At 59.5% G+C, this 16,609-nt stretch carries 15 protein-coding genes; 1 reads left to right on the forward strand and 14 read right to left on the reverse strand.

From position 1 onward, the window contains the following. Positions 1-59 precede the first annotated feature (59 nt). From ACP26L_RS23470 to ACP26L_RS23505, 8 genes are all read right to left on the reverse strand, one after another. Complete coding sequence (locus ACP26L_RS23470) at positions 60-1,136, reverse strand: FUSC family protein (protein WP_426446876.1); 1,077 nt, start codon at positions 1,134-1,136, stop codon at positions 60-62. Positions 1,137-1,437: 301 nt separating this feature from the next. Continuing rightward, positions 1,438-2,178 (reverse strand): twin-arginine translocase subunit TatC, encoded by a 741-nt coding sequence (tatC, locus tag ACP26L_RS23475; protein WP_426446878.1) that lies wholly within the window; start codon positions 2,176-2,178, stop codon positions 1,438-1,440. Between the two features lie 72 nt (positions 2,179-2,250). Next, positions 2,251-2,499 (reverse strand): twin-arginine translocase TatA/TatE family subunit, encoded by a 249-nt coding sequence (locus ACP26L_RS23480; protein WP_426446879.1) that lies wholly within the window; start codon positions 2,497-2,499, stop codon positions 2,251-2,253. A gap of 34 nt (positions 2,500-2,533) precedes the next feature. Beyond that, on the reverse strand, positions 2,534-4,207 hold the full coding sequence (locus ACP26L_RS23485; RefSeq protein WP_426446880.1) for a PhoX family protein: 1,674 nt from the start codon (positions 4,205-4,207) through the stop codon (positions 2,534-2,536). A gap of 155 nt (positions 4,208-4,362) precedes the next feature. Next, complete coding sequence (locus ACP26L_RS23490; RefSeq protein WP_426446882.1) at positions 4,363-4,890, reverse strand: hypothetical protein; 528 nt, start codon at positions 4,888-4,890, stop codon at positions 4,363-4,365. Positions 4,891-5,266: 376 nt separating this feature from the next. Beyond that, positions 5,267-6,502 carry an ABC transporter permease gene (locus ACP26L_RS23495; protein WP_426455069.1) on the reverse strand — a complete coding sequence of 412 codons (1,236 nt, stop codon included), beginning with the start codon at positions 6,500-6,502 and terminating at the stop codon, positions 5,267-5,269. Next, positions 6,502-7,239 carry an ABC transporter ATP-binding protein gene (locus tag ACP26L_RS23500; protein ID WP_426446884.1) on the reverse strand — a complete coding sequence of 246 codons (738 nt, stop codon included), beginning with the start codon at positions 7,237-7,239 and terminating at the stop codon, positions 6,502-6,504. Before ACP26L_RS23500 ends, ACP26L_RS23495 begins: the two co-directional genes overlap by 1 nt. A gap of 87 nt (positions 7,240-7,326) precedes the next feature. After that, positions 7,327-9,063 carry an alkaline phosphatase gene (locus ACP26L_RS23505; RefSeq protein ID WP_426446886.1) on the reverse strand — a complete coding sequence of 579 codons (1,737 nt, stop codon included), beginning with the start codon at positions 9,061-9,063 and terminating at the stop codon, positions 7,327-7,329. A gap of 374 nt (positions 9,064-9,437) precedes the next feature. On the opposite strand from ACP26L_RS23505, the gene ACP26L_RS23510 reads away from it, so the two are divergent. Then, positions 9,438-9,734, forward strand: coding sequence for a hypothetical protein (locus tag ACP26L_RS23510; protein ID WP_426446887.1), 297 nt, complete (start codon positions 9,438-9,440; stop codon positions 9,732-9,734). A 316-nt stretch (positions 9,735-10,050) separates the two neighbouring features. Here the strand turns inward: ACP26L_RS23510 and ACP26L_RS23515 are convergent, their stop codons facing one another. The 6 genes from ACP26L_RS23515 to ACP26L_RS23540 form a co-directional block, all read right to left on the reverse strand. Continuing rightward, complete coding sequence (locus ACP26L_RS23515; protein WP_426446889.1) at positions 10,051-11,496, reverse strand: nicotinate phosphoribosyltransferase; 1,446 nt, start codon at positions 11,494-11,496, stop codon at positions 10,051-10,053. Positions 11,497-11,586: 90 nt separating this feature from the next. Continuing rightward, positions 11,587-12,120 carry a cysteine hydrolase family protein gene (locus ACP26L_RS23520; RefSeq protein WP_426446891.1) on the reverse strand — a complete coding sequence of 178 codons (534 nt, stop codon included), beginning with the start codon at positions 12,118-12,120 and terminating at the stop codon, positions 11,587-11,589. 276 nt (positions 12,121-12,396) lie between these two features. Further along, complete coding sequence (helD, locus tag ACP26L_RS23525; protein WP_426446892.1) at positions 12,397-14,778, reverse strand: RNA polymerase recycling motor HelD; 2,382 nt, start codon at positions 14,776-14,778, stop codon at positions 12,397-12,399. 235 nt (positions 14,779-15,013) lie between these two features. Beyond that, positions 15,014-15,499: a GNAT family N-acetyltransferase gene (locus ACP26L_RS23530; protein ID WP_426446894.1), complete on the reverse strand. Its 486-nt coding sequence runs from the start codon at positions 15,497-15,499 to the stop codon at positions 15,014-15,016. A gap of 216 nt (positions 15,500-15,715) precedes the next feature. After that, entirely contained in the window at positions 15,716-16,066 is a 351-nt protein-coding gene (locus ACP26L_RS23535; protein ID WP_426446895.1) for a hypothetical protein, read from the reverse strand. 66 nt (positions 16,067-16,132) lie between these two features. Further along, a complete protein-coding gene (locus tag ACP26L_RS23540; RefSeq protein ID WP_426446896.1) occupies positions 16,133-16,585 on the reverse strand; it encodes a hypothetical protein in 453 nt (150 codons plus the stop codon). Positions 16,586-16,609: the final 24 nt, after the last annotated feature.

The raw sequence follows: 16,609 nt of genomic DNA on the forward strand, positions 1-16,609 counted from the left end.
CTTCTACCTTACAGCATTTCCTATGGAGCTTTACCCGAGCCGCCGTCCCTCTGACGCAGTCAGCTTTTCTCGAAATTTTTGCGCAGACGCTGCAGAGAGAAATCCAACGGATCCTTCAAGTCCGATCCGCCCTTGAACTGCTCTACAAGACGGTTCAGCCGGCCGGTCTGGAAGCCGTAATCGTACATGACGGCCGCCACGACGGACAGCCGGACCGAGCCTTCCAGGCCTTCGCTGCAGCGCTGCACCACCCAGTCCATGAACCGGGTGTTCTCCTCTTCGAAGTTCTCGCCTTCCTGGCTGTCCGGCTTCAGCTTGTCGTCGAATTTGAGCATGACGTGCTCGTGGTACTTGATCAGCCGCTCCAGGTGGTGGTCGAACATCTCATCGGCCTCCGGCGAGCGGCCCGCCCCGAAGTAGTGCTCGTCGATGACGTCGAGCACCTCCGCCCCTTTCTCCATCGTATGGAGCATCTGCTTATACACGACCAGATGGCGGGAGCGGCTGTACTTGGCCCGCTTCAGCTTCTTCTGCTCTTCCTCGAAGAGCGAGTATTTGCCCGCCAGGGACTTCAGCGCTCCTTCGAGCGCCTGCTTCTCGTCGCGGAACACGGTCTCCTTAATCTCGTCTGAGATCACCGTGCGCAGCAGCAGCGACATCTTCTGGAATACGCTGTGAATCTGCGAGACGTACTGCTCCTTCGGCCTCGGTGGGATGAAGAAGATATTCACGAGGAACGCCGCCCCGATCCCGATCAGCGAGAGCAGGAACCGGTTCAGGGCAAAATCCCAATGACCCGACGCCTCCATAACCGCAACCACCGTTACCAGCGTGATGCCTATCGTTTCTTCCATTTTCATTTGAAGACAGATGAGGATGACGAGGATGCAGACGATCCCGATCGCGAGCGGTTCATTGGAGAAAAAACGTCCGGCCGCCAGCGCCAGCGCCGCACCGAGCACGTTGGTCTGCAGCTGGTCGAGAAAATAGCGCCACGACCGGTAGATCGACGGCTGCATGGCGAAGATGGCCGCGACCGCCGCAATGACCGGCGAGGTGGAGCCGATCAGCAGCGCGGCATACAGGGACAGGGTGACCGCTATCCCCGTCTTGAGCACACGGGCTCCCAAAGCCACAGCAATCACTCCTTCTGCGTTGTGCAAGTGTACATTCAGCCTATATCTTACACGGGAAGCGCCCGATTGGCAAAGAGGTCCCGCTTTCTGTTATTACCCTCTCCAGCGCGCAGAGCTTCGGGCGGGACCGAACTTTCGGAAAGCGGGAGCGCGAACGGCAAAAACGCCTGCCGGGGAGGACAGGCGTCTTTCTTAAAAGAACAGAAGGGGTACCCGGGGGAGCTCGCTGCCGCTGTCTCCTTCTTCAGAACCGGAACCGCTTCTACCGAGCGGAGGGCTCGGCTCTGCCGAAGATCACGGATCAGGGCTGCGGCACTTCCGCCGGAGCGGAGGTAAGCTGCTTGCGGTAGACCCACTTGGAGAGGGTGATGCTGAATTCGTAGAGAATCAGCAGAGGGACGATAACGAGGATATCGCTGATAAAATCGGGGGGCGTGATCGTAATGGAGATCACCGTCAGGATGAAGTACGCCATCTTGCGCATCTTGGCGAGGCGCAGCGGATTCAGCACGCCGATCTTCGTGAGGAACATGACGACCACCGGCATCTCGAACAGGAGCCCGAAAGGCAGTGTCAGGTTCAGCATGAAGCGGAAATACTTGTCCGCCGTATACATCGTCTCCACCTGGCCCTGGGCCATCTCCTTCAGGAACGAGAGCACCATCGGGAAGAGCACGAAGTAGCCGAATGCGATTCCCGCGGCGAATAGAACCGCCAGCGCGGGGATGTAGGCCAGCGCAGCCTTGCGTTCCTCCGGCGTCAGGGCCGGTTTGACGAAATTCCATACCTGCAGCCCCGCTACAGGGATCGTCACGGCGAGGGCGAATACGCCGGAGATCATCAGGTACACCCACAGGATATCCGTGGGTCCGAGCACCGTCAGCTTGCCGTCCACATCGCTTACAAGCCAGTTGTAGATCGGCTTCGCATACAGGAAGGCAGCCAGCAGCGCCACCAGAAAAGAAGCGAAGGTGATGATGAGCCGCCTGCGCAGCTCCTCCAGATGGGTATAGACATGCGTATCTTGGCCGGAACTTGTCAAGCTGCCACTCCTCCGTAACACGGGCTGCCGCCGTCTGCTCCATCTTTTGAATCGGACGGCGGCACAGCCCTTTTACTTCTTGTTTTCCGCTGCAAGCACAGGCTGCTGCACTTCAACCGCAGGTGCGGCGGAAGAAACGGAAGCCGGCTTGTCCTGCGGCTTGTCGTCGTCGCTCATGATCCCGCGCGTGGCGCTCTTGAACTCGCTGAGCGTCCGGCCGAAGGCCCGGCCGAGCTCGGGAAGCTTCGAAGGTCCGAAGATGATGAGGGCGATGATCAGGATGAGAATCAGTCCGGGAATGCCGATATTGCCAAATGGCATAGGATTCAGCTCCTTTGTTGTGGGAAGGATCTCCTTAGAATTGGAAGCCGGTGATGGCTACAACGGCCGGACGCGGCATCGTATCTCCCTTGCGGTGCGGCCACATGCTCGTCGGCTTCGCAAGGTCGGTCGTATTCTCGCCGGGATGCTGCACGGCAAGGAACAGCGTCGTTTCGTCCGGCGTGAACCAAGGACCCGTCAGCTCGGCGTCCAGAGGGGCGGAAGCGAACTGCATCGCTTTGCCGACGTTCGGTCCGGTCGTCGGGATGACATACATCCCGTTGTTGCCGAAGAAAGTGTGAACGCCTTTGTTCATCGAGCTCGAGGAAATGTCGGTCACCGTCCACAGGTTGCCCGCACTGTCGAAAGTCAGGTTGTCCGGCGCGCTGAACCCGCTCTGGCGCCCGCCGGCCGCGAAGATCTCGAAGTCGAACTCGAGCGCGCCGAGGTCGCTGTCCTTCTCGAAGAACCGGGTGATATGGCCGTGAATATTGCCGTGATTATCGTTATTCGTATGGGCTACGAAGAACGTGTTGTCGAACGGGCAGATCTCAATGTCTTCCGGGCGGTCGGTCGGCGTAGCGCCGAGGATCAGAGCCGCTTCATGCGTGTTCACCGCGACGTCCGCCTGGGTCTGGAACTTGGCAAGCAGATCTTCGCGCTTGCCCTTGATCAGGCTCGGCACCTTGAACTTCTCGTCAGCCAGCGCCTTCTGAACGGCATCGATCGTCAGGGCGATCCACTTGCCCTTCTTCATGTCGGCTGCATAGAGCGTGCCGTCGTACAGCAGGTTCGTATTCGCGCGGCCCATCTCCCGGACATATTTCTCCTTGGAGACGAACTTGTAGACACAGGCATCCTTCTTGTCGTCGCCCATATAGACCACGACGCGGCCGTCCTTGCTGAGGCCCATCGCCGTGTTCTCGTGGTTGAACCGGCCAAGGGACGTATGCTTGCGGATCTCGAAGGAAGAGTCAAACGGATCAACTTCGACCACCCAGCCGTAGTGGGTCGGGTTCAGGCCCGCCAATTCGGCGGTCTCCTCAAAGTTCTCCTCACAGGTCAGCAGCGTGTTCCACAGCGTCATGCCGCCGGAGCAGTTCGCGAAGGTGCCCTGCACCTGCACCGCGCTGCCCACCGCATTGCTGCCGGCGGCTTGTCCGACCAGCTTCATGGAGGTGAGGCCCGTGACGCGGCGGGCGTACTTGGACTTCGTGTCCATCGTCCAGCGGTCGTCTTCCCCGCGCTTCACTTCTATGATCGAGCCGCCCTGATTGTACAGCGACTTCTTGATCTGCTCCGCCGTGTATTTGCCGTCCAGGCCCGCAGGAGCCCCGTGTACGAACAGATCGGAGGAGTACTCGTGGTTCACCCACAGGAGTCCGTGGTTGTTCGATCCCTCGATCGGGAAGAACACGGTGAAGTCGTTGTTAAAGCCGAACGTGTCGCCCGCCTCGTTGATTTTGTCTCCGTAAGCGGCAACGACGTCATATGTATATCCCTTGGGAAGCAGCAGCTGGTCTTCCTTGCTGTGCTCGATCGGCTCGAAGAAACCGGATACCTTGTTGCTCTTGTAACCGAACAAATGGGAAGCCGCGGCCGCGCTGGCTTTATTCTCCGTCAGCGGCCCCAGGCCTGCAGCCGCGGCCGCCAGTGCCGCGGTACCTGATCCCAAATAAGTGAGGAATGTTCTTCTGTTCATTTCCATGTGTAGATGCACCGTCCGATCCTCATATTTAATAGAACGAATCAACAAGTCCATCATACCTATGGATTGTAAATATAGAATTAAGGCCGTATGGAGTTTTTGTAAAATGGTGTTGCAAAATAGTTTACTACTAAGACTTTGTACCCAAAAATTACCTATTCCTCCAGCTTCTCGAACTTCGCATCATAGAGCCGGAACATCGTCTTGTAGCCGGACTCGTCGACCTTAATACCTACGTCCAGCCGCCCCGTAATCTTCAAGGGGCCCTGCGTGTACCGCAGCTTCACGTCGTCCGGCACGAATACGATCATGATCCGGTTCCAGTAGGTTTCATCCCCGTTGTCGAACGGGCACTCGGCCCCCGGCTTCGGAATGAGCAGGAACCAGTGGTGATCCATGGAGAGCACCTCACCCATGTATCCCTTGATCTCAACGGTCTTACCGCTCAGATCCCAGAACTTGTTCGACGGCGTCGTCTGCTTGTCGTTATCGAAGAACTCCTCCCAGCCGATCACCGGCGTCCCGGAAGTCTTGGCCGGCGCGGCCGGAGTCTCCTTCCGCGCCTGCGCCGGTGCGGCGATGTCGCCGGCTGCGGGCGCTGGTGCCGCCGGTGCAGGCTGTGCGGACACGCTGCCTGCCGGGGCCGCGAGCGCTGGTGCCGCCGGTGCAGGCTGCGCGGACACGCCCGCTGCAGGCGCTGCGGACGCTGACGCCGCCGGAGCGGGCTGTGCGGTCCCCCCGCTGCGGGCGCTGGCGCCGCTGGCGCGGCCTGCGCGGACTCGCCGCCGCCTGCCGGGACTGCGGGCGCTGGCGCCGCTGGCGCAGGCTGTGCGGACTCGCCGCCGCCTGCCGCCCCTGCGGGCGCTGGCGCCGCCGGCGCGGGCTGCGCGGACTCGCCCCCTGCCGCCACTGCGGCCGGCTTTGCCGCGTCGGCGAACGAGCCGCCGGTCTCCGCCGCTCCGCCGGACGGAGACACTTTGCCGCAGGCGGTCAGCAGCAGGCAGCCGATGAGCATCGTTTGCGTTATTTTTTTCATAGGATTCAGCTCCTCTCCCTTGGTTAAGACCGGAACAGCTGCAGCGGATCCGCCCGGTAGACCCGGTAAGCGGGACCGAGCGATGCGGCGGCTCCGACCAGCAGCGTGCCGGCGGCCAGCAGCCCCTCGCCTTCTTCGATCGTCAGTGCGTTCACGTGAATGCCCGAGAACTCGAACATGGCGGTCCCGCCCAGATAGCTTCCGAGGTGACCGATGACTAGACCCGCTGCAAGGCCCGCTGCAGTAACCAGCAGCCCTTCCCCCAGCAGCGTGAACCAGATGAACGAGGCCGGTTTGCCGATCAAGCGCAGCAGCCCCGCATCCTTGCGCCGCTCTCCCGCCGCCGCGACCAGCGACAGCAGAATCGAGATCGCCGCAAGCAGCACGCAGAGAATCGAGACGACGTTCAGCATGGCGGAGCCCCGGTCGACGAGATTGACCACATCGGCAACCGCTTTGGAGGTATAAACCGCCTGCACATTGTCCAGCTTGTCGTATGCGAGCTTCAGGGACTGCGTGCCGCCGATCGACTTCGGCTTCACGAGTACGGCGGTTACATCCCGGTGCCGCTCCGCCTCGGCCCCGTGCACCTTCCAGGCATAGTCCACCGTCGTGAACACGGCCCGGTCATCAGCCGTGTTCAGCATGGGAAGGATACCGACCACTTTGTACACGAACGAGGCGTGCGCATCTCCCGCTTCCTCATGCCCTGCGCCTTCAGCCTCATACCCGGCCGCCTCTTCGTGCTCTTCCTCCTCATGCTGGGAATCCACGAGGCCATGGCCGCCCTTGAAGGTGTCCCCGACATGGACGCCAAGCTCCCTTGCCGCGTGGGCGCCGAGGACGACTTCACCGGATGCCGCATACAGTTTCCCCGCAGCCAGCTTGCGGTCCCCGTACCGTTCGGGGAAATAGGCCGGCTCTATGCCCACGATCGGATACCCGTTGTAATTGTCCCCCGTCGTCATCGCATAGGCGGCAGCCGTCTCAGGATCCTTGGCCAGCCTCTCGAACACTTCATAAGGGATATTGCCTGTCGGGACATCCACATGGTAGAAGGTATTGAGCACAAGCTGGGTCTCGCTTCCATCCGCTCCAACGACCAGCTCGAACGGACCGTAGCCTTTGGCCGCCCCTTCCTCGATGCCCGCTTTGACGAGAATCAGAAAAACCAGCAGGCCCACGGTCAGCGCCACAGACACCACGGTCAGCAGGGACAGCCCCTTGCGGTGCAGCAGATTGCGCCAGAGCAGCATCATCACAGCGCCATCCCCTCCTTCTCCCTCGGAACAGACGCTTCCCTCACCGGACGGACGAGCGAATTGAGCTCGCCGATATGCACGATCCTTGAGAACGTCCGGGCCAGATGCAGATCGTGCGTCACGGTAATCAGTGTGCTGCCTTCCCTGCCGCAGAGATCAAGCAGCAGCGCCATCAGGGCTCCCGCCGTCTCAAAATCCAGCGAACCCGTCGGCTCGTCGGCCAGGATCAGGGGCGGACGGTTAATGAGCGCCCGCACGATCGCCACCCGCTGCTGCTGCCCGCGGGAGAGCTGGGCCGGACGGTGTCCGCTGCGGTCCGCCATGCCGACGGCCTCCATCCACTCGCGGATGCGTTCCCGCTTCTCCCGCTTCGGCATGCCGGAGGGCAGCACGAGCTCCACATTCTGCTGCGCGGTCAGCGAAGGAATGAGATGAAAGTCCTGAAAAATATAGCCGACCTTCTCCGCACGGAACTTATCCCTCGCCCCTTCAGGCAGAATGGAGAGCTCTTGTCCGTCGACATGGATCTCGCCGCTGTCCGGCTTCTGGATCCCGCTCAGCAGGTGAAGCAGAGAGCTCTTCCCGCTGCCGCTGGGTCCGATGATCGCGATCCGTTCCCCGCGCAGCACTACCCACGAAGGAATCTGCAGTATGGGGAGCGGCCGGCCGTTCACGGCGAACGATTTGGAGACACGATCCAACCGGATCATGGCTTCGGTAGGGATGGATTTCATAAGGAAGTCAACCGCCTTTCTTCTCCAAAACAGGAACAGGAGAACCGCAGTTCTCCTGTCCTGTTTACGCTGCATTCAAAACCCGTATTATTTCAAAACCAACCGCTCGGACAGCGAATCCCAAGTCATACTGCTGCCGGTGAGCGCATTGAAGGCCTCGAGCGGAAGGTACAGCGAGCCGTTATCCACATTGGCTGCATACGCTGCGTCCTGCCCGTTCAGCTGGACCTTGTTCGTATCGATGCTGACGGTCAGCGTCTGGGTTCCCTTCGTCAGCTTCACGCTGCGGGAAGCCTCGTCCCACGCTACAACCCCGCCGAGCTTCTCGCCAAGCGCCTTGGCCGGGTACAGAACGGCACCTTCGCGGGTGATTTTGAACTTCGGATAGAGGTACTTCGCCTGCATCTCGGCTGCCGTCGCCGCCAGGTCGACTCCGATGGCCGCTGCGCTGGCTTTGGCAATCTGCGTGTTGTCGATATTGCCCTGCACTTGATCGGCAATCGGGCCATAGGCCCATACGCCTACGTCGACTGCAGAGTGGCCGTGACCGGACCAGCCGACGAGCAGACGCTTCGCGATGACATTGTTATATGCGCCTTCCTGCTTGTACGAAGAACCGTCACCCTCCAGGATGAACTGGGCTTCCTCGTCCGTCAGGTCGGTAATCCACGTGTTATCTGCTACGATCTGCTTGATTTCCGCGATGGTCGTCGCTTTGGTCAGCAGCGGAATGAGCGCTTCGGAGGACTTCTTCTGCTTGTCCCACAGATCGATGTTCAGCTCATACAGGTTATCGCGGGCGAGCGAGAGACCGCCGGTTTCGTGGTCAGCGGTGATAACGACGGACGTATTGCCGTCCTTCTTGGCAAAATCCATTGCCACCTTCACCGCCGCGTCAAAATCGATCACTTCCTGAACTGCCGTCGGGAAGTCGTTGGCATGGGAAGCATGGTCGATCCGTCCGCCCTCGATCATCATCGCGAAGCCTTTCTCGTCGGCCGAGAGAATCTCGAGCGCCTTGCTCGTCATGTTGGCGAGGCTTGGGATCGAAGCGTCACGGTCCGGCGTGTATGCCACGTGGGAGCTGCCGAAGAGGCCAAGAGCCCTCTTATTCTGCGCCGTCAGCGCCTGAAGCCCTTCCGCATTCTCCACCACCTGGTAGCCTTTAGCCTGGAAATCCGGCAGCAGGCTCTTATCCGTCCGCTTGCCCTTCTCGTCCTTCGTCACGAAGAACTGCTTGCCGCCGCCGAAGAGAACGTCCACGCCGCTGTCGAGATACTGCGACGCGATCGCATTCTCGTTATCTCGATTGCGCACGTGGGAGGCGAATACCGCCGGAGTGGCGTGCGTGATGCGTGCCGTTGTGACAAGGCCCGTCGCTTTGCCGCTCTTCTCTGCCGCTTCAATGACCGAAGCGTACGGCTTCGAGACATCCTCATTCGATACGGAGATGCCTGCATTGTACGTCTTGTTGCCCGTTGCAAACGCGGTACCCGCCGAAGCCGAGTCCGTCACGGCGCCGGATACGATCTTCCCGCCGTCTTCGCCGCGGTCGGCATAGGTCGTAGCCTGTCCGACATAATAGCTGTCAAGCTTCAGATGCTCTTGGTTCAGCTTCGATTTCGAATAATAACGGGCCGCCGTCACCTGGGCCGGTCCCATGCCGTCGCCGATCAGGACGATGAGGTTCTTGGACGCGGGCGCTTTGGGCTGAGCCGCATTGGCATTGGAAGCTTCGTCTGCCGCACTAGAAATCCCTGCCGGCACCATGGACAGCAGAAGCCCGGATACTACCATACCTTTAACGATTTTGTTCTTCTTCAAGTGAAGTCCCTCCAGAAATCAATTCAGTATGTATACCTTTTAAAGGTAAAGCATCTCGATTCGAAGAAGATCAAGCGATTGTAAATTCTGCATTAAGATTATCGAATTGTGTAAATTAATGTGCAAAATCCTGGAATCTGCTTCCAGACATTCAAGATTGATTTGAATTTTTCACTCTCCTCAGGCCTCCATCACGATTCCAAAAGCTCTCCTTCTTGGACGGAATTTGGCCGTGCATCAGGCTCATCAGGCAAGTACATCCGGAAATACAGGTCGGACCGCGCCATCCTAAACAGAATCCTATTGCCAGCAAGGTATCAGGCGGGTAATATAGAAATATATTCCAGTAACATCGAATGGGGTGTGGCTTTACCGTGTGGGAAGCAGTCATTCACTTTGTAATGAATCTTTCATTTGCATTAAGCCCCTCTGCATTAAAAGCAAATATAAACCGTCTCCGGGGTCAATTGTGGTTCCAACAATTTTACGCGGAGAAAGGTAACGCTAAAGAAATGCGCTCCAATCTCTTGATTGTGCAATTTCTGGAAGACCGTAAGAATATTGATGAGCTGCTGGCGAGCCCAAGCAAACAAACGGAGTTCATGCGGTGGGTGGAGTCTCAAAAAGCCATTAAACATGCAAGGGCCAGGGGCAGTCGTTCAGCAAAATGACTTAGCATAAGGTTTTTAGTAAACCGAGGATGATAGGAATATGTTCCATAACCGCGTACTAAGGGGATTATGGATTTTCGGTGTGATATAGGCTGAGTTAACTTAGGTACGGTATCGCTCGCGCTGATGATCCCGGGTCTGTGTTTACTTCGCATAGTATTGAGAAAAGTCCGAATGTAGGATTAAGGATCGCTGCTGCACTGCCGACGATCATGGTATTACACAGCACAAAATAGCCCGGTGCAAGGTTCCTGATGGAACCTGCTCCGGGCCTTTCGGGCACCGCGAGAGGTGAAACGATAACTCCGCCGCCTTCCTACTGCTTCTGATGCTGCTTGATGAGATTCATCTTCAGCTCCCAAGCCGCCGGGCTGAGATCGATCGGGTAGCGCTCGGGATTCAGCTTACGCATATATTCCGGCCAGAACAGGCCGAGGCGCGATCGGTGATACGCGCGGATCTCTTCGTGCCCCGGCAGCGTGTACACCTGCTCCCCTTCCCGGAAGATCTCCTGCAGCAGGGGCTGCGCCTCGTAATCCTCCACCGTCTTCGACAAGAAAGGGTGAATCGGGTCGAACAGCTTCAGCGGCTGCCCCCGGCGCATGTCGTCCTCATGCTTCAGCGCGATGTAGTCGGCCTCCGCCCTGCCGGTCTTCCGGTTCACGATCCGGTAGGTTTCCTTGAGGCCCGGCGTGGTGACCTTCTCGGGGTTGCCCGAGATCTTGATCACCGGCACGTACGCTCCTCCGCTCTCGCGGGCTACGAGCTTATAGACGCCGCCGAGCGACGGCTGGTCAGCCGATGTGATCAGCTGCGTTCCCACGCCCCACGAATCGATGGCCGCCCCCTGCGCCTTCAGGTTGAAAATGATGTTCTCGTCCAAATCGTTCGATGCCGTGATCTTGACGTACGGCAGCCCCGCTTCGTCGAACATCGCCCTTGCCGCCTTCGACAAATAAGCGAGGTCCCCGCTGTCGAGGCGCACTCCCTGCATTCGCTTGCCCTGGCTCTCCATCTTCTTCGCGGTCCGGATCGCATGCGGGATGCCGCTCTTCAGCGTATCGTACGTGTCGACGAGCAGCGTCACCTGGTCCGGCAGGGCAGCGGCGAAGCGGTCGAATGCCTCCTCCTCCGACTCGTGGCCCTGGACCCACGCATGCGCGTGCGTTCCCTTGGTGGGAATGCCGAAGCGCATCCCCGCCCGCAGGTTCGAAGTGGCATCGAAGCCGGCCAGGTAAGCCGCCCTTGCTCCCCAGACTGCGGCATCCGCTTCCTGCGCACGGCGCGTGCCGAATTCAAGCAGGGTGTCCCCTCCCGCCACCTGCCGGATCCGCGAAGCCTTCGTCGCGATCAGGGTCTGATAGTTGAGGAAGTTGAGCAGCGCCGTCTCGATGAGCTGGGCTTCAAACACCCGGGCCTCCACCCGGACGAGCGGCTCGTTCGGGAAGACAATCTCCCCTTCAGGTACGGACCACAGGTCGCCGGTGAAGCGGAGCTGCCGCAGCTCTTCCAAGAAGGCCGGATCGTAATTCTCCTCCTGCTCCGCCAGATAGGCCAGCATGTCCTCATCGAAGCGCAGCTCCCGGATATACTCCACAATCCGCTGGAGGCCGGCAAACACCGCATAGCCGTTGCCGAACGGCAGCTTGCGGAAGTAAGCTTCGAAGACAGCTTTGTCGTTCAGTGTCCCGTGGAACCAATGCGCGTACATCATGTTGATCTGGTATTTATCCGTATGAAGGGTCAAATTGTCATAAGACATGTCATCTCGTCTCCTGTCTCTCTATACTTCCTCTGCCGTACCCTCTTGCTCCTCAAGTTCCGCCGCCCGGATGAAGCCGGGCGGCCAGAACTAGATCACCTTGGCTCCAAGGGTGCTCCCGAAGTGCCCCAGCGCCCATTCGTGTCCCGCCGGGTTGAAGCTGGCGACCGCTCCCCGGTGCACGGTGATATCGAACCCTTTGTTGTAGGCATCGACCGCGGTGTGCAGTACGCAGATGTCCGTGCAGACGCCGGCCAGGTGCAGCTCCGTAATCCCCCGCGCCCTTAGCCTCAGCTCCAGGTCGGTTCCGCAGAAGGCGCTGTACCGGGTTTTGTCCATCCAGTGGACCCGGTCCTTGTTCGCCCGGTAGACGTCCTGCAGCTTCCCGTACAGGTCCCTGCCGCCGGTGCCGCGGATATTATGAGGCGGGAACAGCCGGCTCTCGGGATGGTAAGGATCCTCCTCCTCATGAAGATCGACCGCCATCACCACCTCGCTGCCCTCGCGGATGAACGCTTCCGTAAGGCGGACAAGCTCGGCTTCGATCGCCATGGCAGGCTCGCCGCAGGGCAGCTTGCCGGTCACGAAGTCCACCGTATAATCAATAACGATCAATGCTCTCATGATATCATTTCCCCTCCCTGATGCTTCCAATCCCATGGCGCCGAAATCATCTGCCCGTGTACGGGACAGGGTCGTGCCTGGGCGGTCAAGGCCGGTCACCCTAGGCCATCCGTGCCCGCCTTCCGCAATCGGCCTGACTGCCACCAAGAACATCCCCATACATCCCCGGACATTCCATTATTCCCCAGGAAATGTCGCCCTCTCCCCAACAGCGTACCGTGTTATCTTGACCTTGGCAAATGGGAAGCATCATTCATCAATATTGTCATTATGACTTTATTGATACGGAATGTCAAGAGGGCTGTTAATCCGATAGGTCCCGGCCGGTACATCCCGCAGCAGCCTGCTCGGCTCCCCGCGGCTGAACAGGTGAAGCTCATGCATCGCCCGCGTGCAGGCCGTATAGAAGAGCTTGCGGTCCCGTTCGCCGCCGTACCGCTCCTGCGACACGTCATACATCAGCACCGCATCGAATTCCACGCCCTTGGCCAAATAGGCGGGAAGCACCAGCACGCCGGGCTCGAAGGATCCGCCATGCCGCCCGATCCGCTTCACTTCCATTCCGCCTCGCAGCGATTCGTAAGCCTCTACGCTCTCCTGCTCGCTTCTGCAGAGGATCGCGATCGTCCGGTGTCCGGCGGACCGGATCTTCTCCGTCCGCTGCCGGATCTCCTCGGCCAGCCTTCCACCGTCCCGTGCGATTACCGTCAGGGTGGGCTCGGGGCCCTCCCGGTCGAAGGGCTCGATATCAGCACCGGGCAGCAGCGAGCGGGTGAATTCCACGATCGGCTTCGTCGACCGGTAGGTCCGGGTAAGCCGGATCCGCTCCGTTTCGTCCGGGGCCGCCAGCACCGCGGGATGGTTCATCTCCCCCACCCCCAAGAGATGGGCCCCGATCCCCTGGTTGGGGTCTCCGAGCACGGTCCAGCGGCTGCGGGGGAACAGGCGGCGCAGATACGCCCACTGCAGCGGCGTATAATCCTGGGCCTCATCCACGAACACATGCCGCACGGCGGTGTTCGTCCGGAAGCCCTCCAGCGATTCCTTGAAGAACAAATAAGGAGCCGCGTCCTCATAAGGCAGCTCTCCCTCCTCCAGCCGGCGGACCGTATAGGCGCACCATCCGTCCAATGCGGAAGAGTCGCCGTACAGAGGAATCAGATGGGCGCGCCGGAGGTCCGGGTCGCTGAACAAGGCTTTGTACATTCCAGGGGCATCGAGGAACCGAAGGCTTTTGATCCAACTTTTGAGCGGGGTGAAGTATTCCTGCAGCAAGGCCTTCGCCAGCTCCTCGTATTCCCTGTCATAATCATCAAACGTCTCCTCAGAGAACCGCTTGCGGCTTTGCAGCCGGCTGTAGGCTTTCAAATACGCTTCCGCATCCAGCGTCTGCACCTCTTCTTCCACCCAGTCCGCGTAAACCTGAGAGCGCATGTACTCCTCCGCCGAACGGAGCAGATCCTTCGTAAGCTGTTCGAGCCGGCTCGGCATGGACAGGGACGGATCAAGCGCCAGGAACCTTGCATCCATCTCCTCCCTGCTTACGATGACGGAGTCACGGAACGTCAGTGCATGCCACTTCATGCCTCCACGGGTACCGAGGGCGGCCGTGTACGATACCAGGGCGTCCAGAAAGGAAGCCTGCGCCTTGACGGCAATCCCGGCCATACGCGGATCGTCCGCCGGATCCCGGCCCTCACCGTACACATATTCTAAGGAATCGAGCGGCTCTTCCACCCGGTAATCCTCGGAGAGCCGGTAATCCAGGTATTCCTGGAAGGTGGTCTGCTGCATATTGTCTTCCCCGAGCTCCGGAAGCACCGAGGACACATAAGCGGAGAACATCCCGTTCGGCGAGAACAGAACGATCTGATCCGCCCGAAGCGATTCGCGGTACCGGTAGAGCAGGTAGGCGATCCGCTGCAGGGCCGCGGACGTCTTGCCGCTGCCAGCTGCCCCTTCCACGATAAGCAGGCGGCTGTGCTCACTGCGGATGATCCGGTTCTGCTCGCGCTGGATCGTCGCCACAATGCTCTTCATCCGAGTGTCGGAAGCGCCGCCCAGCACATGCTGAAGCAGCTCGTCGCCGATCGTCAGCCCCGTATCGAAGAGGGCCCGGAGCTCTCCGCTGCGGATGATATACTGCCGTTTGCGCTCCAGCTCCCCCCGGATCTCACCGCCCGGCGTCATATAGGCGGCCGGCCCCGGCCCGAAGTCGTAATATACCGAGGACACGGGCGCGCGCCAATCATAGATCAGGAATTTCAGCCCGCTGTCGTCCAGCAGCGATCCCGTTCCGATATACACGGCTTCCGCCGCACCGCCCGCCCCCTCTTCTTGAAAGTCGATCCGCCCAAAATACGGCGATTCCAGCAGCCGCTGCAGCAGCCGGATCTGCGCCTGCATCCGCCGGTGGCCCCGCTCCCGTTCGGAGAGGAGCTCCGCCTGCTGCTTCAGGCTGGCGAATGTCTCGTATACCTCTTCCGCCCCGTCCAGGTTGATCGTGACATCCTCCCAGAAATGCTTGCGGATCCCGACGATGTCTTCCCGGAAGCCGCCCGCCTCCTCCTGGAGCTTCTCCAGCCTGCTGTTGATTTCCCCCAGCACAGCCTCCAGCCGCCGCTGCTCCTCCGTCCGTTCTTCCCTGCTGATGGTCATAGCACCGCTCCTCACGTACAAGGTATGGCCTGCCATTTGACAAGTAAGTGGTTGTGTGCTATTATAATATTAGGATGATTTTTGCACAAATACTTTTGTCACATTGACAGACCAGTTTTCATTGTAGCACGGCGCTCCGCCCTTCTGCAATGGGTTGGTTTTTTTGTTGTTTTCAAACGTTGTAAGCCTGGCCGGCGGGCCAGGCTTTTTGTGATGTCTGCGCGCAGAGCGCGGCCTAGAGATCCTGAAGCGACCTTGTCAGCTTGAGCAGCAGCAGCTTCTCCCCATCGGGGCCGGTCTTCGCCGACCAGTCATACGGCTTGAAGCCGAGCTTATGATACAGGAGCAGGGCAGCCGTGTTGACACTGTGGCACATCAGGCTCAGCCGCTCTGCGCCGAGTTCACGCTTGGCCTGCTCCATCATGCACCCCAGGAGCGTCGAAGCCGCTCCCCTCCCCCGATGGGCAGGGGAGACGATCACATTCCCGAGCCACAGGCCTTCTTCCCCCTCCGCATGGTACAGATTGCAGTATGCGGCCACCTGCTCCCCATCGACCAGCACCGTAGGCAGCAGCCGGCCCCGCGCCACTTCGCGCATCTCCTCAGCGCTCACCGGGTAACTCCACCGGGGGTACATGAAGAACTGCTCCCTTTTCGATTGCGGAAAGAGACGGATCTTCTCAAAATCCTCCGCCTCCACCGGCCTGTGCGTGAATACCATAACATCTGCCCCTCCTACCTTTAATCCAGTGTCCTGCAAGCCGTTTTTAGGCCGGGTGATGACACGCAAACGTAAATAACCAGGCGTAAATAACAGGCTATTAGGTGGTCCGCCAGCTCGTCGTATGTAACCGGGTGATGTGCCGGCAGCCGGGCTTCAATGCTTTTCGGATGAGCTTACGCCGCTCTCCTCATCGGCGTATCGATCCTGCGCAGGTTATCTTTTATCTCCCGGCTTATCGTCTTCATCGAACGGAAAATCGGTAAGCTCCCGCTCGATCTCCAGGTCCCGGGATGTGCGTTCGCCAGGCTTCCCTTCGCCATGCAAACGGAATAATTCCTGCTCAATCTCCTCATTGGAGAGCTGGAAGCTGCGCTCTTCCTCCTTGTCGAGGCCAAGATGCTTCTTAATCTCCTGCAGGTCCGCCTGGATGGCTTTGTTCCGCAGGTAGGTGCTCAGCGTCAGCCCGAAGATCGCCGATAGCAGAGCCAGCCCCCCCACCGGCCCCAAAAAAAAGGCAAATGCGCCCGCCATTACGATCGCCAATAGCGTTCCTATGGTCGTCATTTTCTGTACTCCTCCGTCATTTCCTGAGCTCCTCTTTCATTCCCTGTGCTCCTCCTCTATGGTCGCTTATTTCCTGCGACTCCGGCGGCAGGTTCCGTCGTGGAACCATTCCCACACTTCCTCGTCCTCCCGATATGCCCACATATCAGGGGAAACGGCCGTGACCTCGTCCAGCCGCTCCAGCAGTCTCCGTAGGGACGTGCGGAGCACCGGGTCGTTCCCATGGCTCCACAGGACCCAGTATTCCAGTGCGCCGGTCGCCCCAAGATCCCCGTCGCTTACCGATACGTCCTGATGCGGGACCTGCGCCCAGTCAATGCGTCCATAGGACGTAAAAGGATACTCCTTCTGGAGTTTCGCATAGAGACGTTCGGACTCCTCCCTGCTGCAGATCCGGGTCCCCTCCCCCAGGGCCTCAACACATTCAAGAAAAAAGAGCGACTCTTCCCTGCCGTGTCTCTTCTGCCGCTTATCGAGAAGCACGCCCAGCTTCCACCGTCGCCATGCTTTTTCATCCATAAGATCCCTCTCCATCTACTTCCT

The sequence above is a fragment of the Paenibacillus sp. S-38 genome (assembly GCF_049942825.1).
Lineage (GTDB): Bacteria > Bacillota > Bacilli > Paenibacillales > NBRC-103111 > Paenibacillus_G.

What these genes read in the sequence shown, in the direction of transcription:
- ACP26L_RS23480 (WP_426446879.1), bottom strand. Translation starts at nt 2,499, where the DNA reads ATGCCATTTGGCAATATCGGCATTCCCGGACTGATTCTCATCCTGATC.
- ACP26L_RS23485 (WP_426446880.1), bottom strand. Translation starts at nt 4,207, where the DNA reads ATGGAAATGAACAGAAGAACATTCCTCACTTATTTGGGATCAGGTACC.
- ACP26L_RS23495 (WP_426455069.1), bottom strand. Translation starts at nt 6,502, where the DNA reads ATGATGCTGCTCTGGCGCAATCTGCTGCACCGCAAGGGGCTGTCCCTG.
- ACP26L_RS23500 (WP_426446884.1), bottom strand. Translation starts at nt 7,239, where the DNA reads ATGAAATCCATCCCTACCGAAGCCATGATCCGGTTGGATCGTGTCTCC.
- ACP26L_RS23515 (WP_426446889.1), bottom strand. Translation starts at nt 11,496, where the DNA reads ATGTCTTATGACAATTTGACCCTTCATACGGATAAATACCAGATCAAC.
- ACP26L_RS23520 (WP_426446891.1), bottom strand. Translation starts at nt 12,120, where the DNA reads ATGAGAGCATTGATCGTTATTGATTATACGGTGGACTTCGTGACCGGC.
- helD (WP_426446892.1), bottom strand. Translation starts at nt 14,778, where the DNA reads ATGACCATCAGCAGGGAAGAACGGACGGAGGAGCAGCGGCGGCTGGAG.
- ACP26L_RS23530 (WP_426446894.1), bottom strand. Translation starts at nt 15,499, where the DNA reads ATGGTATTCACGCACAGGCCGGTGGAGGCGGAGGATTTTGAGAAGATC.
- ACP26L_RS23535 (WP_426446895.1), bottom strand. Translation starts at nt 16,066, where the DNA reads ATGACGACCATAGGAACGCTATTGGCGATCGTAATGGCGGGCGCATTT.
- ACP26L_RS23540 (WP_426446896.1), bottom strand. Translation starts at nt 16,585, where the DNA reads ATGGATGAAAAAGCATGGCGACGGTGGAAGCTGGGCGTGCTTCTCGAT.